A 13,723-nucleotide genomic window follows, 5' to 3' on the forward strand; every position below is an offset into this window, starting at 1 on the left:
ATGCGTTTCGACGTCATCACCCTGTTTCCCGAGTTCCTCGCCCAGTCCGCTGGACTGGGCGTGGTCGGGCGCGCGCAGGAGAAGGGACTGTTCAGCCTGCATGGCTGGAACCCCCGTGATTACGCCGAAGGCAACTACCGCCGGGTGGACGACCGTCCGTTCGGCGGTGGCCCGGGCATGGTGATGCTGATCGAGCCGCTGCAGGCCTGCCTGCAGGCGATCCGCGAGGCCGATCCAACCCCGGCGCGGGTGATCTACCTCAGCCCGCAGGGCGCGCCGTTGACCCAGGCCAAGGTGCGGGAACTGGCGGCGCTGCCGCGCATGGTCCTGCTCTGTGGCCGCTACGAGGGCATCGACGAGCGTTTCCTGGAGGCCAATGTCGACGAGGAAATCTCCCTCGGCGACTACGTGCTGTCCGGGGGCGAGCTGGGCGCGGCGGTGATCATCGACGCCGTGGCCCGCCTGCAGGACGGTGCCCTGAACGATGCGGAGTCGGCGGCGCAGGACAGCTTCGAGGGCGACCTCGGCCTGCTCGACTGCCCGCATTACAGCCAGCCGGCCCAGCACCCGCTGGGGGACGTGCCGGAGGTGCTGCGCTCGGGCAACCACGCGGCCATCGCCGCCTGGCGCCGCCAGCAGTCGCTGCTCCGGACCGCCCAGCGGCGCCCGGACCTGCTGGATGAACAGGCACTGGGCAAGGCCGACCGCAAACTGCTGGAGCAGGGCCGCCAAGCCCGGAACCAGAAGGCCAGCCCCTAGCGCAGGGCTGGCTTTATCGGCTATCATGGCCAATTCCCGCCAGCCCCGGTTGGCGCGCGCAGTACCCAAAACAAACGTGCAGCACAGTCCGGTGACTGCATGAGCCCACGTTGTCGATACGACACGCCCACCCGAACAAGAATCGGTGTAACCCATGAGCAAGCTGAACAAGTCCATCGTCGCGGAATTCGAATCCGCCCAGATCACCCGCGAACTGCCGAAGTTCAGCCAGGGCGACACCGTTGTCGTCAACGTGAAGGTGAAGGAAGGCAGCCGCGAGCGCGTGCAGGCCTACGAAGGCGTCGTCATCGCCACCAAGAACGCCGGCCTGAACTCCTCGTTCACCGTGCGCAAGATCTCGCACGGCTACGGCGTCGAGCGCGTTTTCCAGACCCACAGCGCCATCATCGACTCGGTCGAAGTGAAGCGTCGTGGTAAGGTCCGCGCCGGCAAGCTGTACTACCTGCGTGGCCTGGAAGGCAAGGCTGCCCGCATCAAGGAAGACCTGGCTGCCGCTGCTGCCGCCAAGGCTGCCCGTCTGGCCGACAAGGCCTGATAAACAACTTCGGTTGTTGCCGCGACGGCCACCTTCGGGTGGCCGTTTGCGTTTCCGGCATCGCATCGGCCACGATCAGGTGATGAGCGACATCAACCCGCGCTATCCTGCCGTGATCCAGTCGGCGCTGCGCTTCCTGGACGGCCAGGGGCTGGCGCGCGTGCAGTCGGCACCGCTGCTGCATCGCCTGCTGTGGCGCCTGGGCATTGCACTGCCGCCGCCGATCCTGGCCGGATTTGCTACCAACGCGTTGGTGCAGGGCCTGCTGTTCGGGCTGTTCTGGACCGCGCTGATGTGGCTGATGCTGTGGCAGGGCAGCGAGCGCCCGCTGGCGCTGTTGCTGGTGGCCGGCCTGTCGGCTGGCGTGCTGTTCGGCATGGTGATGGCGGCGCTGATGCGCTCGCTGCGCCGCCACCGCAAGCTGCCGGACTGGCGACGGTTCCGCGCACGGCAGGCAGACTGAGCCGATGGCGCACTGCGCCGTGACCACACGGCGGGCCCGCGCTAGGCTGCAGCTTCATCCCGATGCCCGTGCCGTGCGATGCCTGCCAAGCGAACCGCACCTTCCACTGCGCCCACGCTGCTGTCCGGTGGCAACCCGCAGATCGCCAAGGGCGAGGGCGATGCGCCGGTGCAGGCATACATCGCCGCCATGCCGGACTGGAAACGTGCGATCGGCGCGCGACTGGATGCATTGATCGAGCAGGCCGTACCTGGCGTGCACAAGGCGGTGAAGTGGAACTCGCCGATGTATGCGGTTGCGCCGGGCGAAGGGTGGTTTCTCAGCTTCCATTGCTTCACCCGCTACATCAAGGTGGCGTTCTTCCGCGGCGCGGCACTGGCGCCAGTGCCGCCCGAGCCGTCCAGGAGCGCCAATACGCGTTACCTGCACATCTTCGAAGATGCCCCGTTGGATGAAACGCAGTTCCGCGACTGGGTGCGCCAGGCCGCCGCGTTGCCCGGCGAGCGCATGTAACCCCGACGTTCCGATTCCCTTCCCGACGAGAGCCGCTGATGGTCACGCATGCACCGAACCCTGCCGATGCCGGAACACCGGCCGCTGAACTGATCGACGCGCGCATCGCCGAACTGGGTGACTGGCGCGGCGAAACGCTGGCACGCGTGCGCGCCTTGATCCATGAAGCCCTGCCCGACGTGCAGGAGACCTGGAAGTGGCGCGGCACGCCGGTGTGGGAGCAGGACGGCATCCTGTGCACCGGCGAAACCTACAGGCAGGCGGTGAAACTGACCTTCGCCCACGGCGCGGCGCTGCCGGACCCGAAGGGCCTGTTCAATGCCAGCCTGGACGGCAACACCCGGCGCGCGATCGATATCCATCAAGGCGCGATGCCGGATGCCGCTACGTTCAAGGCGCTGCTGCGCGCGGCGGCGACGTTCAACGCGGCGAAGAAGAAGCGCTGACCGTCTTCTGTAGAGCCGAGCCCATGCTCGGCTGACAGGCCTGTGCGGACCAACGGTCCGCACCCACCTCAACGTGGCGGCGCTGGCTCCAGTGCCGCATCCGGGTCGGCCACCGGCGAGGGTGGGCAGGCGGGAATCTCCGAGGGCGTGGCCAGCGCATCGGCATGGGAGGGCTTGCCCATCATCTTCGCCTTGCGCCAGCCACCCCAGCGGTAATACGCCAGCGACAGCAGCATCGACACCAGCGAGCTGACCGGGAAGCTCCACCAGATCGCATCGGCGCCCCAGTAAGGCTGCAGCAGTTCGGCGAACGGCACGCGCACGCCCCACAGCGAGCCAGCCAGGATCAGCAGCGGTGGAATCACCGCGCCGGTGGAGCGCACCACGCCGGAGATCACGAAGCTGACGCCGAAGAACAGGAACGAGCCGATCACTACGTGGTTGAGGTGGCGCGCGATCTCCAGCGCCTGGCTGGCCGGTGGCAGGAACAGCGCCAGCAGCTGGCGATCGAACAGCACCAGCGGCAGGATCAACGCGCCGGTCAGCAGGAAGTTGAACAGCACGCCTTGGCGCGCGGTGCCGCGCACGCGGTCCCAGCGCTGCGCCCCCACGTTCTGTGCGGCCATCGAAGAGCACGCTGCACCGATCGCCATCGCTGGCATCTGCAGGTAGTTCCACAGTTGCAGGGCAGCGCCGTAGCCCGCGCCGGTGTCGGTCCCGTACTGGTTGACCATGGTCATCAGCAGGATCACCGACAGCGAGATCAGCACCATCTGCAGGCCCATCGGCACGCCCTTGACCACCAGCGCCTTGAGGATGGTCATGTCGAGCTTGAACAGGCGCATGTCGGCGCGGCCCAGCCACAGGGTGTGGCGCTTGTGCCGCATGTACAGCAGCAGGCCGGCCAGCGACAGCGTCTGCGCGACCAGCGTGGCCCACGCCGAGCCGGCGATGCCCAGCGCAGGGAACGGCCCCATGCCGAAGATCAGTACCGGGTTCAGCACGATGTCCAGCGCCACCGACACCATCAGGAAACGGAATGGCGTGCGCGAATCACCGGCACCGCGCAGCGCGGCGGTGAGGAAGGCGAACGCGTACAGCGTCGGCATCGCCAGGAAGATGATCTGCAGGTAGGCCTCGGCCAATGGCAGCGAAGCGGCCGGCGTGCCCATCGCCGCCAGCAGCGGATGGGCCATGAACCAGCCGGCGAGGGCGATGATCACCGACAGGCCGATGAAGAAGGTGGCGCTGGTGCCGACCACGCGCCGCGCCTGCGCGATGTCGCGCGCGCCGATCGCCTGGCCGATCAGGATGGTGGAGGCCATGCCAAAACCGAACACCGAGCCGATCAGGAAGAACATGATGTTGTTGGCGTTCGCGGTGGCGGTCAGTGCCGCCTCGCCGAGGAAGCGCCCGACCCAGACCGCGTTCACCGAACCGTTCAGCGACTGCGCGATGTTGCCCGCCAGGATCGGCAGGGAGAACAACAGGAGATTGCGCCCGATCGGGCCGGAGGTCAGGTCAAGCGGTGCCTTGGCCATGGAGTGGTGATCGAATCCCGGGAGGCGCACACTAGCACCAAGCCGGTTTGCGGGATGTGGCAATGCATCAACGACTGCAGGTGGAGCGGAGGTTGGCGCTGGCCTTGATCAGCGCTGTATTGGCCGCATGTTCGATGGACGACCGGCTGGGTGATACCCAGATCCGGCCAACCGACCGTCCCGAGTGCCTGGTCGGCAGCCAGCGCCAGGACCTGGCCTCCGGGGTGCGGCCATTGATCGGCGGCACCGGCTGCCGCGCCGACCCGGACAACCCGCGTCCCCTCAACAAGCCACTGGAGTAGCCTGCCCCCATGCCCGAGCTTTCCCCGCTGTCACCCAGTGTCCGCCTGGACATCTGGTTGTGGGCGGCCCGTTTCTTCAAGACCCGCAGCCTGGCCAAGCAGGCGATCGAGACCGGCAAGGTCAGCGTTGCCGGGCAGCGTCCGAAATCCTCACGCGCGGTGCGCGTGGGCGAGCAGCTTCAGGTCGACCGTGGTGAAGAGCATTTCGAGGTCCAGGTGCTCGGCCTGAGCGATCAGCGCGGGCCCGCAGCGACGGCGCAGCAGCTGTATGCCGAGAGCGAGGCCTCCAAGGCGCGTCGTGCCGAACAGCGTGCGCTGCGCATCGCCGCGCGTGACGGGTTCCAGCCGCCGGAGCACAAGCCGGACAAGCGCGCACGCCGGTTGATCCGCGCGCTGGGGGACATCGACGCGCTGTGACGCAGCCCCGGCGTTCGCCGGCGACATCACCTTCCGGGATACGCCGCAGCGCGGTGGCAACGGCTTCAACGAGAGCTCGCCGGACCGTGCCTGCGTCCAGGCGCTGCGGGACGCCAGCCGAAATGGCGTACTGCTGCGGAGAGCATGCGAACCGACGCTTCGCACCCGGTTGAGCGCGCCGGTAGCGCCGGGCCATGCCCGGCGACTACCCCGAACGCCTCAACCGTGCAGGTCGTAGCGGTCCAGTTCCATCACCCGCGTCCAGGCGGCGATGAAATCCTGCACGAACTTCTTCTCGCCATCGGCGCTGGCATAGACCTCGGCCAATGCGCGCAGCACCGCGTTTGAGCCGAACACCAGGTCGGTGCGGGTACCGGTCCAGCGCACAGCGCCGTCGGTGCGGCCACGGCCTTCGTAGCTTTCGCGGCCGGTGGCCTTCCACTGCGTACCCATGTCCAGCAGGTTGACGAAGAAGTCGTTGCTGAGCGTGCCTGGGCGCGTGGTGAACACGCCGTGCTTGCCACCATCGGCATTGGCACCGAGCACGCGCAGGCCGCCGACCAGCACGGTCATCTCCGGCGCGGTCAGCGTAAGCAGCTGCGCCTTGTCGATCAGCAGCGCCTCCCCGGGCACGCTGTAGGCGCCCTTCAGGTAATTGCGGAAGCCATCGGCGACCGGCTCGAGCACCGCGAACGATTCGACGTCGGTCTGTTCCTGGCTGGCGTCGGTGCGGCCCGGGGTGAACGGCACGCTGACCTCATGGCCACCGGCCTTGGCCGCCTGTTCGACACCTACGCCACCGGCCAGCACGATCAGGTCGGCCAGTGACACGTGCTTGCCGCCGGCATTGAAGCTGGCCTGCACCTTTTCCAGCGCGGCCAGCACCTTGGCCAGCTGCTGCGGCTGGTTCACCTCCCAGTCCTTCTGCGGCGCCAGGCGGATGCGCGCACCGTTGGCGCCGCCGCGCTTGTCCGAACCACGGAAGGTCGAAGCCGACGCCCATGCGGTGGACACCAGCTCGGCGACGCTCAGGCCCGCTGCGGCGATCTGCTGCTTCAGCGCGGCGATGTCCTTGGCGTCGATCAGCGGGTGCTGTGCTTCCGGCAGCGGGTCCTGCCAGATGAACTGTTCGGCCGGAATTTCCGGGCCGAGGTAACGTGCGCGCGGGCCCATGTCGCGGTGGGTCAGCTTGAACCAGGCGCGGGCGAAGGCATCGGCGAAGGCCTGGGGCTCGGCGAGGAACCGGCGCGAGATCTTCTCGTAGGCCGGATCCATGCGCAGCGACAGGTCGGTGGTGAGCATGGTGGGGCGGTGCTTCTTCGACGGGTCGTGCGCGTCGGGAATCACCGCTTCGGCGTTCTTGGCCACCCACTGGTGGGCACCGGCCGGGCTCTTGCTCAGCTCCCATTCGTTGCCGAACAGGATTTCGAAGAAATCGTGGCTCCACTGCGCCGGGGTGCGCGTCCAGGTCACTTCCAGGCCGCTGGTGATGGCGTCGCCGCCCTTGCCGCTGCGGAAGCTGCTGGCCCAGCCCAGGCCCTGGTTTTCCAGCCCGGCGGCTTCCGGTTCCTTGCCGACGTTGTCGGCCGGGCCGGCACCGTGGGTTTTGCCGAAGCTGTGGCCGCCGGCGATAAGCGCGACGGTTTCCTCGTCGTCCATGGCCATGCGGCCGAACGTATCGCGGATGTCATGCGCGGCCAGCACCGGATCCGGGTTGCCATCCGGCCCCTCCGGATTGACGTAGATCAGGCCCATCTGCACTGCGGCCAGCGGGTTTTCCAGCGTGCGCGAGTGCACGTCGCCGTCGGCATCGTCATCGGATACGAGCACGCCATGGTTCTCTTCAACGCCTTCCGAGCCATGCTTGTAGCGCACGTCACCGCCCAGCCAGGTGGTTTCGCGGCCCCAGTACACATCCTGGTCCGGCTCCCAGGTATCGGGGCGGCCGCCGGCAAAGCCCAGGGTCTTGAACCCCATCGATTCCAGCGCGACGTTACCGGTGAGGATGAGCAGGTCGGCCCAGGAAATGGCCTGGCCGTACTTCTGCTTGATCGGCCACAGCAGGCGCCGGGCCTTGTCCAGGCTGACATTGTCCGGCCAGCTGTTGAGCGGTGCGAAGCGCTGCTGGCCACGACCGCCGCCGCCGCGGCCGTCGCCGATGCGATAGGTGCCGGCACTGTGCCAGGCCATGCGGATGAACAGGCCACCGTAGTGCCCGAAGTCGGCCGGCCACCAGTCCTGCGAATCGGTCATCAGCGCCTTCAGGTCCGCCTTCAGCGCGGCGTAGTCCAGCCCCTTGAAGGCCTTGGCGTAATCGAAGCCGGCATCGAGCGGATTGGAGCGCGCCGAATGCTGGTTGAGCAGGTCCACGCGCAACTGGTTCGGCCACCAGTCGCGGTTGGTCGTCGCGTCGCCGACGACGGCATGGTTGAACGGGCACTTCGCTTCGCTTTTCATGGGTCTCTACCTGTGGACTGGCGAAAGGTGGAATCGGGGGAGGCCTGACCACGATAGGTGGCGCCTAGCAATGGGTAAATTCGATTGATTCAACCGATGCGATAGTGGTGAACTATGGAGCCGTCCGACTAGGACGGTCGTGTCCGATCAACGCTTCAGCAGACCCGCGCCCAGCTTCATCAAGTCACTGGCTCCGAACTGGCCGTCGCCGTCCTGGTCCAGGACGCCGCCGAGCAGGTTGCCGATGCCGCCGGACTGCTGCGTTTCCTGGCCCAATGCCTGGCTCAGCTGGCCTGCGTTGCCACCCTGGGCGAAGCGCTGGGCCAGGAAGGACATGACGATGGGGGCGAGGATTGCCAGCAGCTTGCCCGAAGTGCCGCTGTCGAGACCGGTCTTCTGCCCGAGCAGTTGTGCCGCCTGCGGTTGCTGGCCACCGAACACGTGGCCGAGGATGCCGGCGCCATCGGTGGCGCCGCTGCCGCCCCCGCCCATCACCGCGCCCAGGATCCCGCCCAGGTCGAAACCGCCGCCACCGCTGTGGTCGCGCTGCAACGCGTTGAGCAGCGACTGCGCGCCCTGCGGCTCACTGGCGTTCTGCCCCATCGCGCCGAGCAGCAGGGGCAGGGCGCTGCCGACGGCCTGGGCGGTCTGGCTGCTGTCCAGGCCGAGTTGCTGGGACAGCTGCTGCAGGCCCTGGCCCTGCTGCAGCTGCTGGAAGAGGGATGCAGCGAGCGATTCGGTGTTCATGGCAGTCTCTGTTCTGTGAAGGAAGGACGGCCCGAGCATAACGCTGCGTGCACTACGGGAATGCGAAGGCAGCCGAGCATGGGCCCGGCTCTACATACAGAGCGCGACGGGGTCGTTGTGGAGCCGAGCATGGGCCCGGCTCTACATACAGAGCGCGACGGGGTCGTTGTGGAGCCGAGCATGGGCTCGGCTCTACAGGCAGGGCGTGAGTTGTAGAGCCCTGCCCGCGCTCGGCCCAGGCCTGCCAGCGGGCGCGGTTACAGCAGCGTCTTCAACCGGTACAGCGCCTCAAGCGCCTGCTTCGGCGTCAACTCGTCCGGGTCGATCGCCGCCAGCGCTTCCTGCGCCTTGCTGGACGGCGCGCTGAACAGGCCGAACTGCTGCGGTGCATCCAGTGCCTGCGGTGCCAGTTCGGCCGCGTGGCTTTCACCGCCGCGCTGTTCCAGCTCGGCCAGGCGGCGACGCGCCTGCGCCACAGTAGCCCGCGGCAGGCCGGCCAGTGCGGCCACCTGCAGGCCGAAGCTGCGGTTGGCCGGGCCATCCTTCACCGCGTGCATGAACACCAGCGCTTCACCGTGCTCGACTGCATCCAGGTGCACGTTGGCAATGCCGCTGCGGCCGCCCTCGTGTTGTTCGTCGGCCAGCGCGGTCAGCTCGAAGTAGTGGGTCGCGAACAGCGTATAGCAGCGGTTCTGGTAGGCCAGGTGACGTGCGACCGCGTCGGCCAGCGCCAGGCCGTCGTAGGTGGAGGTGCCGCGGCCGATCTCATCCATCAGCACCAGCGAATGGGCGGTGGCGTGATGCAGGATGTAGCTGGTCTCGGCCATCTCGACCATGAAGGTGGATTGCCCGCGCGCCAGGTCGTCGCCGGCGCCGATGCGGGTGAGGATGCGGTCGATCGGGCCGATCACAGCGCGGCTGGCCGGCACGAAACTGCCGATATGGGCCAGCAGCACGATCAGCGCGTTCTGCCGCATGTAGGTCGATTTACCGCCCATGTTCGGGCCGGTGATGACCAGCATGCGACGATCGGGGTGCAGGTCCAGGTCGTTCGGTTCGAACGGCTGCTCACGCACCGCTTCGACCACCGGGTGGCGGCCACGTTCGATCTTCAGGCACGGTGCCGTTTCCAGTTCCGGGCGTGACCAGTCCAGTGCCTGCGCGCGCTCGGCGAAGGCGGCCAGCACGTCCAGTTCGCTCAGCGCAGCGGCGCACTGCTTCAACGGTTCCAGCTGTTCGCCGAGGGTGTCCAGCAGCTGCTCGTACAGGTACTTCTCGCGCGACAGCGAACGGTCGCGCGCGGACAGCACCTTGTCTTCGAACGCCTTCAGTTCTTCGGTGATGTAGCGCTCGGCATTGGTCAGCGTCTGGCGGCGGGTGTAGTGCACCGGCGCACGGTCGGACTGGCCCTTGCTGATCTCGATGTAGTAGCCATGCACGCGGTTGTAGCCCACCTTCAGGGTGGGAATGCCGCTGCTTTCGCGTTCGCGCTGTTCCAGATCGACCAGGAACTGGTCAGCATGGGTGGACAGGCGGCGCAGCTCGTCCAGCTCTTCATCGAAGCCGTCGGCCAGCACGCCGCCGTCGCTCAGCTTCAGTGGCGGCATTTCGGCAATGGCGCTGGCCAGCAGCTGCGCGCACGCGTCATGCTCGCCCAGCGCGGCGTGCAGGGCCTGCAGGCGCGGCGAATCCAGCGGCGCCAGCACCTCGCGCACGGCGGGCAGCAAGCCCAGGCCATCGCGCAGGGTGGAGAAATCGCGCGGGCGCGCCGAGCGCAGCGCGACGCGGGTGAGGATGCGTTCCAGGTCGCCCAGGCGGCGGAACTGTTCGCGGATATCGGCGTCGCTGCCGCGGTCGATCAGGGTTTCCACCGCATGGTGACGCTGTACCAGGACCTCGCGCAGGCGCAGTGGGCGGTGCAGCCAGCGCCGCAGCAGGCGGCCGCCCATCGGCGTCACCGTGCTGTCGAGCACGCCCAGCAGGGTATTACGGGTATCGCCGTCGACGCGCGTGTCCAGTTCCAGGTGGCGACGGGTGGCGGCGTTCATCGCGATCGCCTCGCCAGCGGTTTCCATCGCGATCGAGGTCAGGTGCGGCAGGCGCTGCTTCTGGGTCTCCTCGACATAGCCGAGCAGGGCACCTGCGGCAGCGGTCGCGCGCGGCTTGTCATCGATGCCGAAGCCGCTCAGGTCATGCAGCTTGAAGAAGTTCAGCAGCTGGCGGCGGCCGCTGTCGGCGTCGAACAACCAGGGGGCGCGACGGCGCACGCCGGTGCGCTGGCGCAGGAATTCCGGCCAGTTTTCTTCGTCGGGCACCAGCAGCTCGGCCGGCTCCAGTCGGGCCAGTTCGGCTTCCAGGGCGTCGTCGGTTTCCACTTCGTTGACCAGGAAGCGGCCACCGGCCAGGTCGGCCCAGGCCAGGCCGTAGCCCTGCTTCGTGCGCGACAGCGCCATCAGCAGGGTGTCACGGCGCTCGTCCAGCAGCGCTTCGTCGGTGACGGTTCCGGGGGTGACGATGCGCACCACCTTGCGTTCGACCAGGCCCTTGGCCAGCGCCGGGTCACCGATCTGCTCGCAGATCGCCACTGACTCGCCCAGCGCCACCAGCCTTGCCAGGTAGCCCTCGTAGGCATGCACCGGCACGCCGGCCATCGGAATCGGTGCGCCGCCGGAGCTGCCACGCTGGGTCAGGGTGATGTCGAGCAGGCGCGCGGCCTTGCGCGCATCGTCGTAGAACAGCTCGTAGAAGTCGCCCATGCGGAAGAACAGCAGCAGGTCCGGGTACTCGGACTTGGCTGCGAAGAACTGCTTCATCAGCGGGGTATGTTCGGCGGACTTGTCTTTGGACATGGGACTCGTGGATCAGGGCATCCGGCCGCGCCGGAGGGCAGCGGCAGCGGAGCGCGTACAGGGCCGTCCATGGTAACTGCTGGGGCGCAGGGCTGCCGCCACCGGTGGCAGGCCGGTACGGCACGGAAAGGGGGGTCAGGCCGGGACCAACGTGATCTGCTGGTGGCCGTCGATGATCTGCATGACGATCTCGAAGTAGGTCGGGCCTTCGCCCCGTTGCATGTCCTGCAGCTGGAGGGCAATGGCCTGCGTATTGAAACTGCCCGGTGTGTCCAGCTTTGCCTGCAGCCATTGGCGGGTGGTCTCCATGCCCAGGGCCGTGCGGCTGTGGGCGATATCGCGCCAGATCAGCGTGGCCTGCGCCTGGCCGGCCAACGCGCCATAACTGCCATGCAGCAGGTCGTCCAGCGCATCCAGGCTCGGCCCGAGCTGCCACGCCTCGCCAGCCATGAACACGCGGTTGATCTCCGCGTACAGGCTGGCGATGTCATCGATGGCGGCGCCTTCAATCTGTAGGACGATGGTCATGCGCCGACTGTAGCGTGACCCGCGCGCAGGGCGTGTGCGGCTGAACGGAATCGCTTTGCGGGCGTGGGCCGTGCACCGCATACTTCGCGGCTGCACTTCGCTGCACGGCTGTCGTGCAGCAGCATGCGCCGCTTTGCAGGCACGAGGCGAACGCTCGTTCCGCAACCTGCCAGCGCTTTGCCGCGAGCCTTTGCACCGGGCTGACGCGCGCCCTCCGGAAATTCATCCTTCAGAAACTCCCGCGCCGGCCGATCTGTACTCCGGCATTGCGCCTGTCGCGCGATGCCGTGGCTGTCCATGGTGGCGCAGCCTCGGTTCACGTTCCTGCAGCACCGCGGCTGGCACCGCGGGCGCTGGCAGGACGATTTCGAATGGAACGTAGCGTGGAAACAGGGAAGAAGCACCCGGGGCCGAGGCTCCATCGTGGTTGGTCATTGATGCTCGCCGTTGCCGCATGGCCGGCGACCGCCCAGCAGGCCGGTGATCCCGCCGCGCAGGAACTGCTGCGGCAGCAGGAGCGCGAACGCGTGCTGCGCGAGCAGCAGGAACAACGCCCCGACGTCCGCCTGGAGCGGGACGCGCAGAAGGAGGGCGACCGCCTGCCGGCGCGGGAGAACCCGTGCGTACGCATCGATCGCATCGTGCTGGAAGGCGAAGACAGCCAGCGCTTCGGCTGGGCACTGGCGGCGGCCGACCCGACGGACGATCCGGCCACTGGCCGTTGCCTGGGAACCGAAGGCATCAACGTGGTGATGAAGCGTGTGCAGAACGCGATCATCGCCCGTGGCTATGTCACCACGCGCGTGCTGTCGGCACCGCAGGACCTCAACCAGGGCACGCTGGCGTTGTCGGTGGTGCCGGGCCGGTTCCGCGAGGCCGTGTTCTCCGATCCGCAGGGACGGCATCCGGCCCTCGCCAATGCACTGCCGATCCGCAGCGGCGGCCTGCTCAACCTGCGTGACATCGAGCAGGGCCTGGAGAACCTGCAGCGCGTGCCCACCGTCAGCGCCGACATCAAGATCGCGCCGGCCGACGGCGAGGGCGCGGCGCCGGGCCAGAGCGACCTGCAGATCGACTGGACGCAGCGCTCGCCGGTGCGCGCCAGCGTCACCCTGGACGATGCCGGCAGCCGCGGCACCGGCAAGCTGCAGGCCAACGCGACGCTGTCGCTGGACAATCCGCTGGGCCTGAACGAGCTGTTCTACGTCAGTGCGGGCCGTGGCGTGTTCAACGGCCGCGGCAAGGACACCGACAGCTGGACCGCGCACTACGACGTGCCCTACGGCTACTGGCTGTTCGGTGCTACTGCCAGCGCCTACGACTACAGCCAGAACGTGGTCGGCGCCTTTGAACGCTATGAGTACAGCGGCCGCAGCCGCAACGCCGAAGCGCGGGTGGACCGGCTGCTGCTGCGCAATGCCAAGGTCAAGTTCAGTGCCTACGCACGCGGCTGGCAGCGCGAGTCGAAGAACTACATCGACGATACCGAGATCGAAGTGCAGCGCCGCCGCACCGCTGGCTGGGAACTGGGCCTGACCCACAAGCAGTTCATCGGCACTGCCACGCTCGATGCCAGCGTGGCCTACCGGCGTGGCACGGGCGCCTTCCACGCACTGCGTTCGCCGGAAGAGATGGCGCAGTTGTGGGACCCGACGTTGCCGCTGGAAGGCACCTCGCGGATGAAGCTGATCACCGCCGACGCGCAGTTCAGCGTGCCGTTCCAGCTGGGCAGGCAGCGCCTGCGCTACACCGCCGCATGGCGGGCGCAGTGGAACCGCACACCGCTCTCGCCACAGGATCGCTTCGCCATCGGTGGCCGCTATACCGTGCGCGGTTTCGACGGTGAAAGTTCGCTCAGTGGCGAGCGTGGCTGGTCGCTGCGCAACGATCTTTCGCTCGGTATCGGGGGCGGCCAGGAGTTCTACGTGGCTGCCGACTACGGCCGCATTGGCGGCCCATCCGCGCAGTGGCAGTCCGGCCATGACCTGGCCGGCATGGCACTGGGCCTGCGCGGCGGCTGGCAGCAGCTTTCCTGGGATGGCTTCGTGGGTTCGGCGCTGCACAAACCCGCCCATTTCCCCGCCGACTACACCACATTCGGCTTCAGCCTGGCCTGGCGCTACTGATCCGCCACAAGGACACGTG

Annotated in this window: 13 protein-coding genes; 8 read left to right on the forward strand and 5 right to left on the reverse strand. The window is 67.7% G+C overall.

Going from position 1 to position 13,723, the window contains the following annotated elements:
* The 5 genes from trmD (at nt 1) to AC5P8U_RS09840 (ending at nt 2,737) form a co-directional block, all read left to right on the forward strand.
* A complete protein-coding gene (trmD, locus tag AC5P8U_RS09820) occupies nt 1–759 on the forward strand; it encodes a tRNA (guanosine(37)-N1)-methyltransferase TrmD (protein WP_005415735.1) in 759 nt (252 codons plus the stop codon).
* A 154-nt stretch (nt 760–913) separates the two neighbouring features.
* Nucleotides 914–1,315: a 50S ribosomal protein L19 gene (gene rplS, locus AC5P8U_RS09825; protein WP_005415736.1), complete on the forward strand. Its 402-nt coding sequence runs from the start codon at nt 914–916 to the stop codon at nt 1,313–1,315.
* Between the two features lie 82 nt (nt 1,316–1,397).
* The gene (locus tag AC5P8U_RS09830) at nt 1,398–1,778 is read left to right on the forward strand and encodes a DUF6404 family protein (RefSeq protein ID WP_072166884.1); all 381 of its coding nucleotides are present in this window, start codon (nt 1,398–1,400) and stop codon (nt 1,776–1,778) included.
* A gap of 78 nt (nt 1,779–1,856) precedes the next feature.
* Nucleotides 1,857–2,291, forward strand: a complete 435-nt coding sequence (locus AC5P8U_RS09835) for a DUF1801 domain-containing protein (RefSeq protein ID WP_242890018.1) — start codon at nt 1,857–1,859, stop codon at nt 2,289–2,291.
* Nucleotides 2,292–2,329: 38 nt separating this feature from the next.
* Nucleotides 2,330–2,737, forward strand: coding sequence for a DUF1801 domain-containing protein (locus AC5P8U_RS09840; RefSeq protein ID WP_072166882.1), 408 nt, complete (start codon nt 2,330–2,332; stop codon nt 2,735–2,737).
* A 68-nt stretch (nt 2,738–2,805) separates the two neighbouring features.
* On the opposite strand, the gene AC5P8U_RS09845 is transcribed toward AC5P8U_RS09840, so the two are convergent.
* Nucleotides 2,806–4,278: an MATE family efflux transporter gene (locus tag AC5P8U_RS09845; protein ID WP_252745489.1), complete on the reverse strand. Its 1,473-nt coding sequence runs from the start codon at nt 4,276–4,278 to the stop codon at nt 2,806–2,808.
* 62 nt (nt 4,279–4,340) lie between these two features.
* Here AC5P8U_RS09845 and AC5P8U_RS09850 point away from each other — a divergent pair, with 62 nt between their 5' ends.
* Together AC5P8U_RS09850 and AC5P8U_RS09855 are read left to right on the forward strand one after the other, a co-directional pair.
* Nucleotides 4,341–4,580 (forward strand): hypothetical protein, encoded by a 240-nt coding sequence (locus tag AC5P8U_RS09850; protein ID WP_061479154.1) that lies wholly within the window; start codon nt 4,341–4,343, stop codon nt 4,578–4,580.
* A 9-nt stretch (nt 4,581–4,589) separates the two neighbouring features.
* The gene (locus tag AC5P8U_RS09855; RefSeq protein ID WP_005415742.1) at nt 4,590–4,997 is read left to right on the forward strand and encodes an RNA-binding S4 domain-containing protein; all 408 of its coding nucleotides are present in this window, start codon (nt 4,590–4,592) and stop codon (nt 4,995–4,997) included.
* 219 nt (nt 4,998–5,216) lie between these two features.
* On the opposite strand, the gene katG is transcribed toward AC5P8U_RS09855, so the two are convergent.
* From katG to AC5P8U_RS09875, 4 genes are all read right to left on the reverse strand, one after another.
* A complete protein-coding gene (katG, locus tag AC5P8U_RS09860) occupies nt 5,217–7,454 on the reverse strand; it encodes a catalase/peroxidase HPI (protein ID WP_072166880.1) in 2,238 nt (745 codons plus the stop codon).
* A 147-nt stretch (nt 7,455–7,601) separates the two neighbouring features.
* Nucleotides 7,602–8,201, reverse strand: a complete 600-nt coding sequence (locus AC5P8U_RS09865; protein WP_088496962.1) for a DUF937 domain-containing protein — start codon at nt 8,199–8,201, stop codon at nt 7,602–7,604.
* A gap of 257 nt (nt 8,202–8,458) precedes the next feature.
* Nucleotides 8,459–11,050 (reverse strand): DNA mismatch repair protein MutS, encoded by a 2,592-nt coding sequence (mutS, locus tag AC5P8U_RS09870; RefSeq protein ID WP_072166879.1) that lies wholly within the window; start codon nt 11,048–11,050, stop codon nt 8,459–8,461.
* 135 nt (nt 11,051–11,185) lie between these two features.
* On the reverse strand, nt 11,186–11,578 hold the full coding sequence (locus tag AC5P8U_RS09875; protein WP_088496385.1) for a barstar family protein: 393 nt from the start codon (nt 11,576–11,578) through the stop codon (nt 11,186–11,188).
* Between the two features lie 437 nt (nt 11,579–12,015).
* Between AC5P8U_RS09875 and AC5P8U_RS09880 the strand changes: the two genes are divergently transcribed.
* The gene (locus AC5P8U_RS09880) at nt 12,016–13,704 is read left to right on the forward strand and encodes a ShlB/FhaC/HecB family hemolysin secretion/activation protein (protein WP_409349628.1); all 1,689 of its coding nucleotides are present in this window, start codon (nt 12,016–12,018) and stop codon (nt 13,702–13,704) included.
* Nucleotides 13,705–13,723: the final 19 nt, after the last annotated feature.

The sequence above is a fragment of the Stenotrophomonas sp. YJH_SMC_81 genome, assembly GCF_059370875.1.

Coding starts and splice junctions, on each gene's coding strand:
- rplS (WP_005415736.1), top strand. CDS start 914: ATGAGCAAGCTGAACAAGTCCATCGTCGCGGAATTCGAATCCGCCCAG.
- AC5P8U_RS09880 (WP_409349628.1), top strand. CDS start 12,016: ATGCTCGCCGTTGCCGCATGGCCGGCGACCGCCCAGCAGGCCGGTGAT.
- AC5P8U_RS09850 (WP_061479154.1), top strand. CDS start 4,341: ATGCATCAACGACTGCAGGTGGAGCGGAGGTTGGCGCTGGCCTTGATC.
- AC5P8U_RS09865 (WP_088496962.1), bottom strand. CDS start 8,201: ATGAACACCGAATCGCTCGCTGCATCCCTCTTCCAGCAGCTGCAGCAG.
- AC5P8U_RS09875 (WP_088496385.1), bottom strand. CDS start 11,578: ATGACCATCGTCCTACAGATTGAAGGCGCCGCCATCGATGACATCGCC.
- AC5P8U_RS09840 (WP_072166882.1), top strand. CDS start 2,330: ATGGTCACGCATGCACCGAACCCTGCCGATGCCGGAACACCGGCCGCT.
- AC5P8U_RS09830 (WP_072166884.1), top strand. CDS start 1,398: ATGAGCGACATCAACCCGCGCTATCCTGCCGTGATCCAGTCGGCGCTG.
- mutS (WP_072166879.1), bottom strand. CDS start 11,050: ATGTCCAAAGACAAGTCCGCCGAACATACCCCGCTGATGAAGCAGTTC.
- AC5P8U_RS09855 (WP_005415742.1), top strand. CDS start 4,590: ATGCCCGAGCTTTCCCCGCTGTCACCCAGTGTCCGCCTGGACATCTGG.
- AC5P8U_RS09845 (WP_252745489.1), bottom strand. CDS start 4,278: ATGGCCAAGGCACCGCTTGACCTGACCTCCGGCCCGATCGGGCGCAAT.
- katG (WP_072166880.1), bottom strand. CDS start 7,454: ATGAAAAGCGAAGCGAAGTGCCCGTTCAACCATGCCGTCGTCGGCGAC.
- trmD (WP_005415735.1), top strand. CDS start 1: ATGCGTTTCGACGTCATCACCCTGTTTCCCGAGTTCCTCGCCCAGTCC.
- AC5P8U_RS09835 (WP_242890018.1), top strand. CDS start 1,857: ATGCCTGCCAAGCGAACCGCACCTTCCACTGCGCCCACGCTGCTGTCC.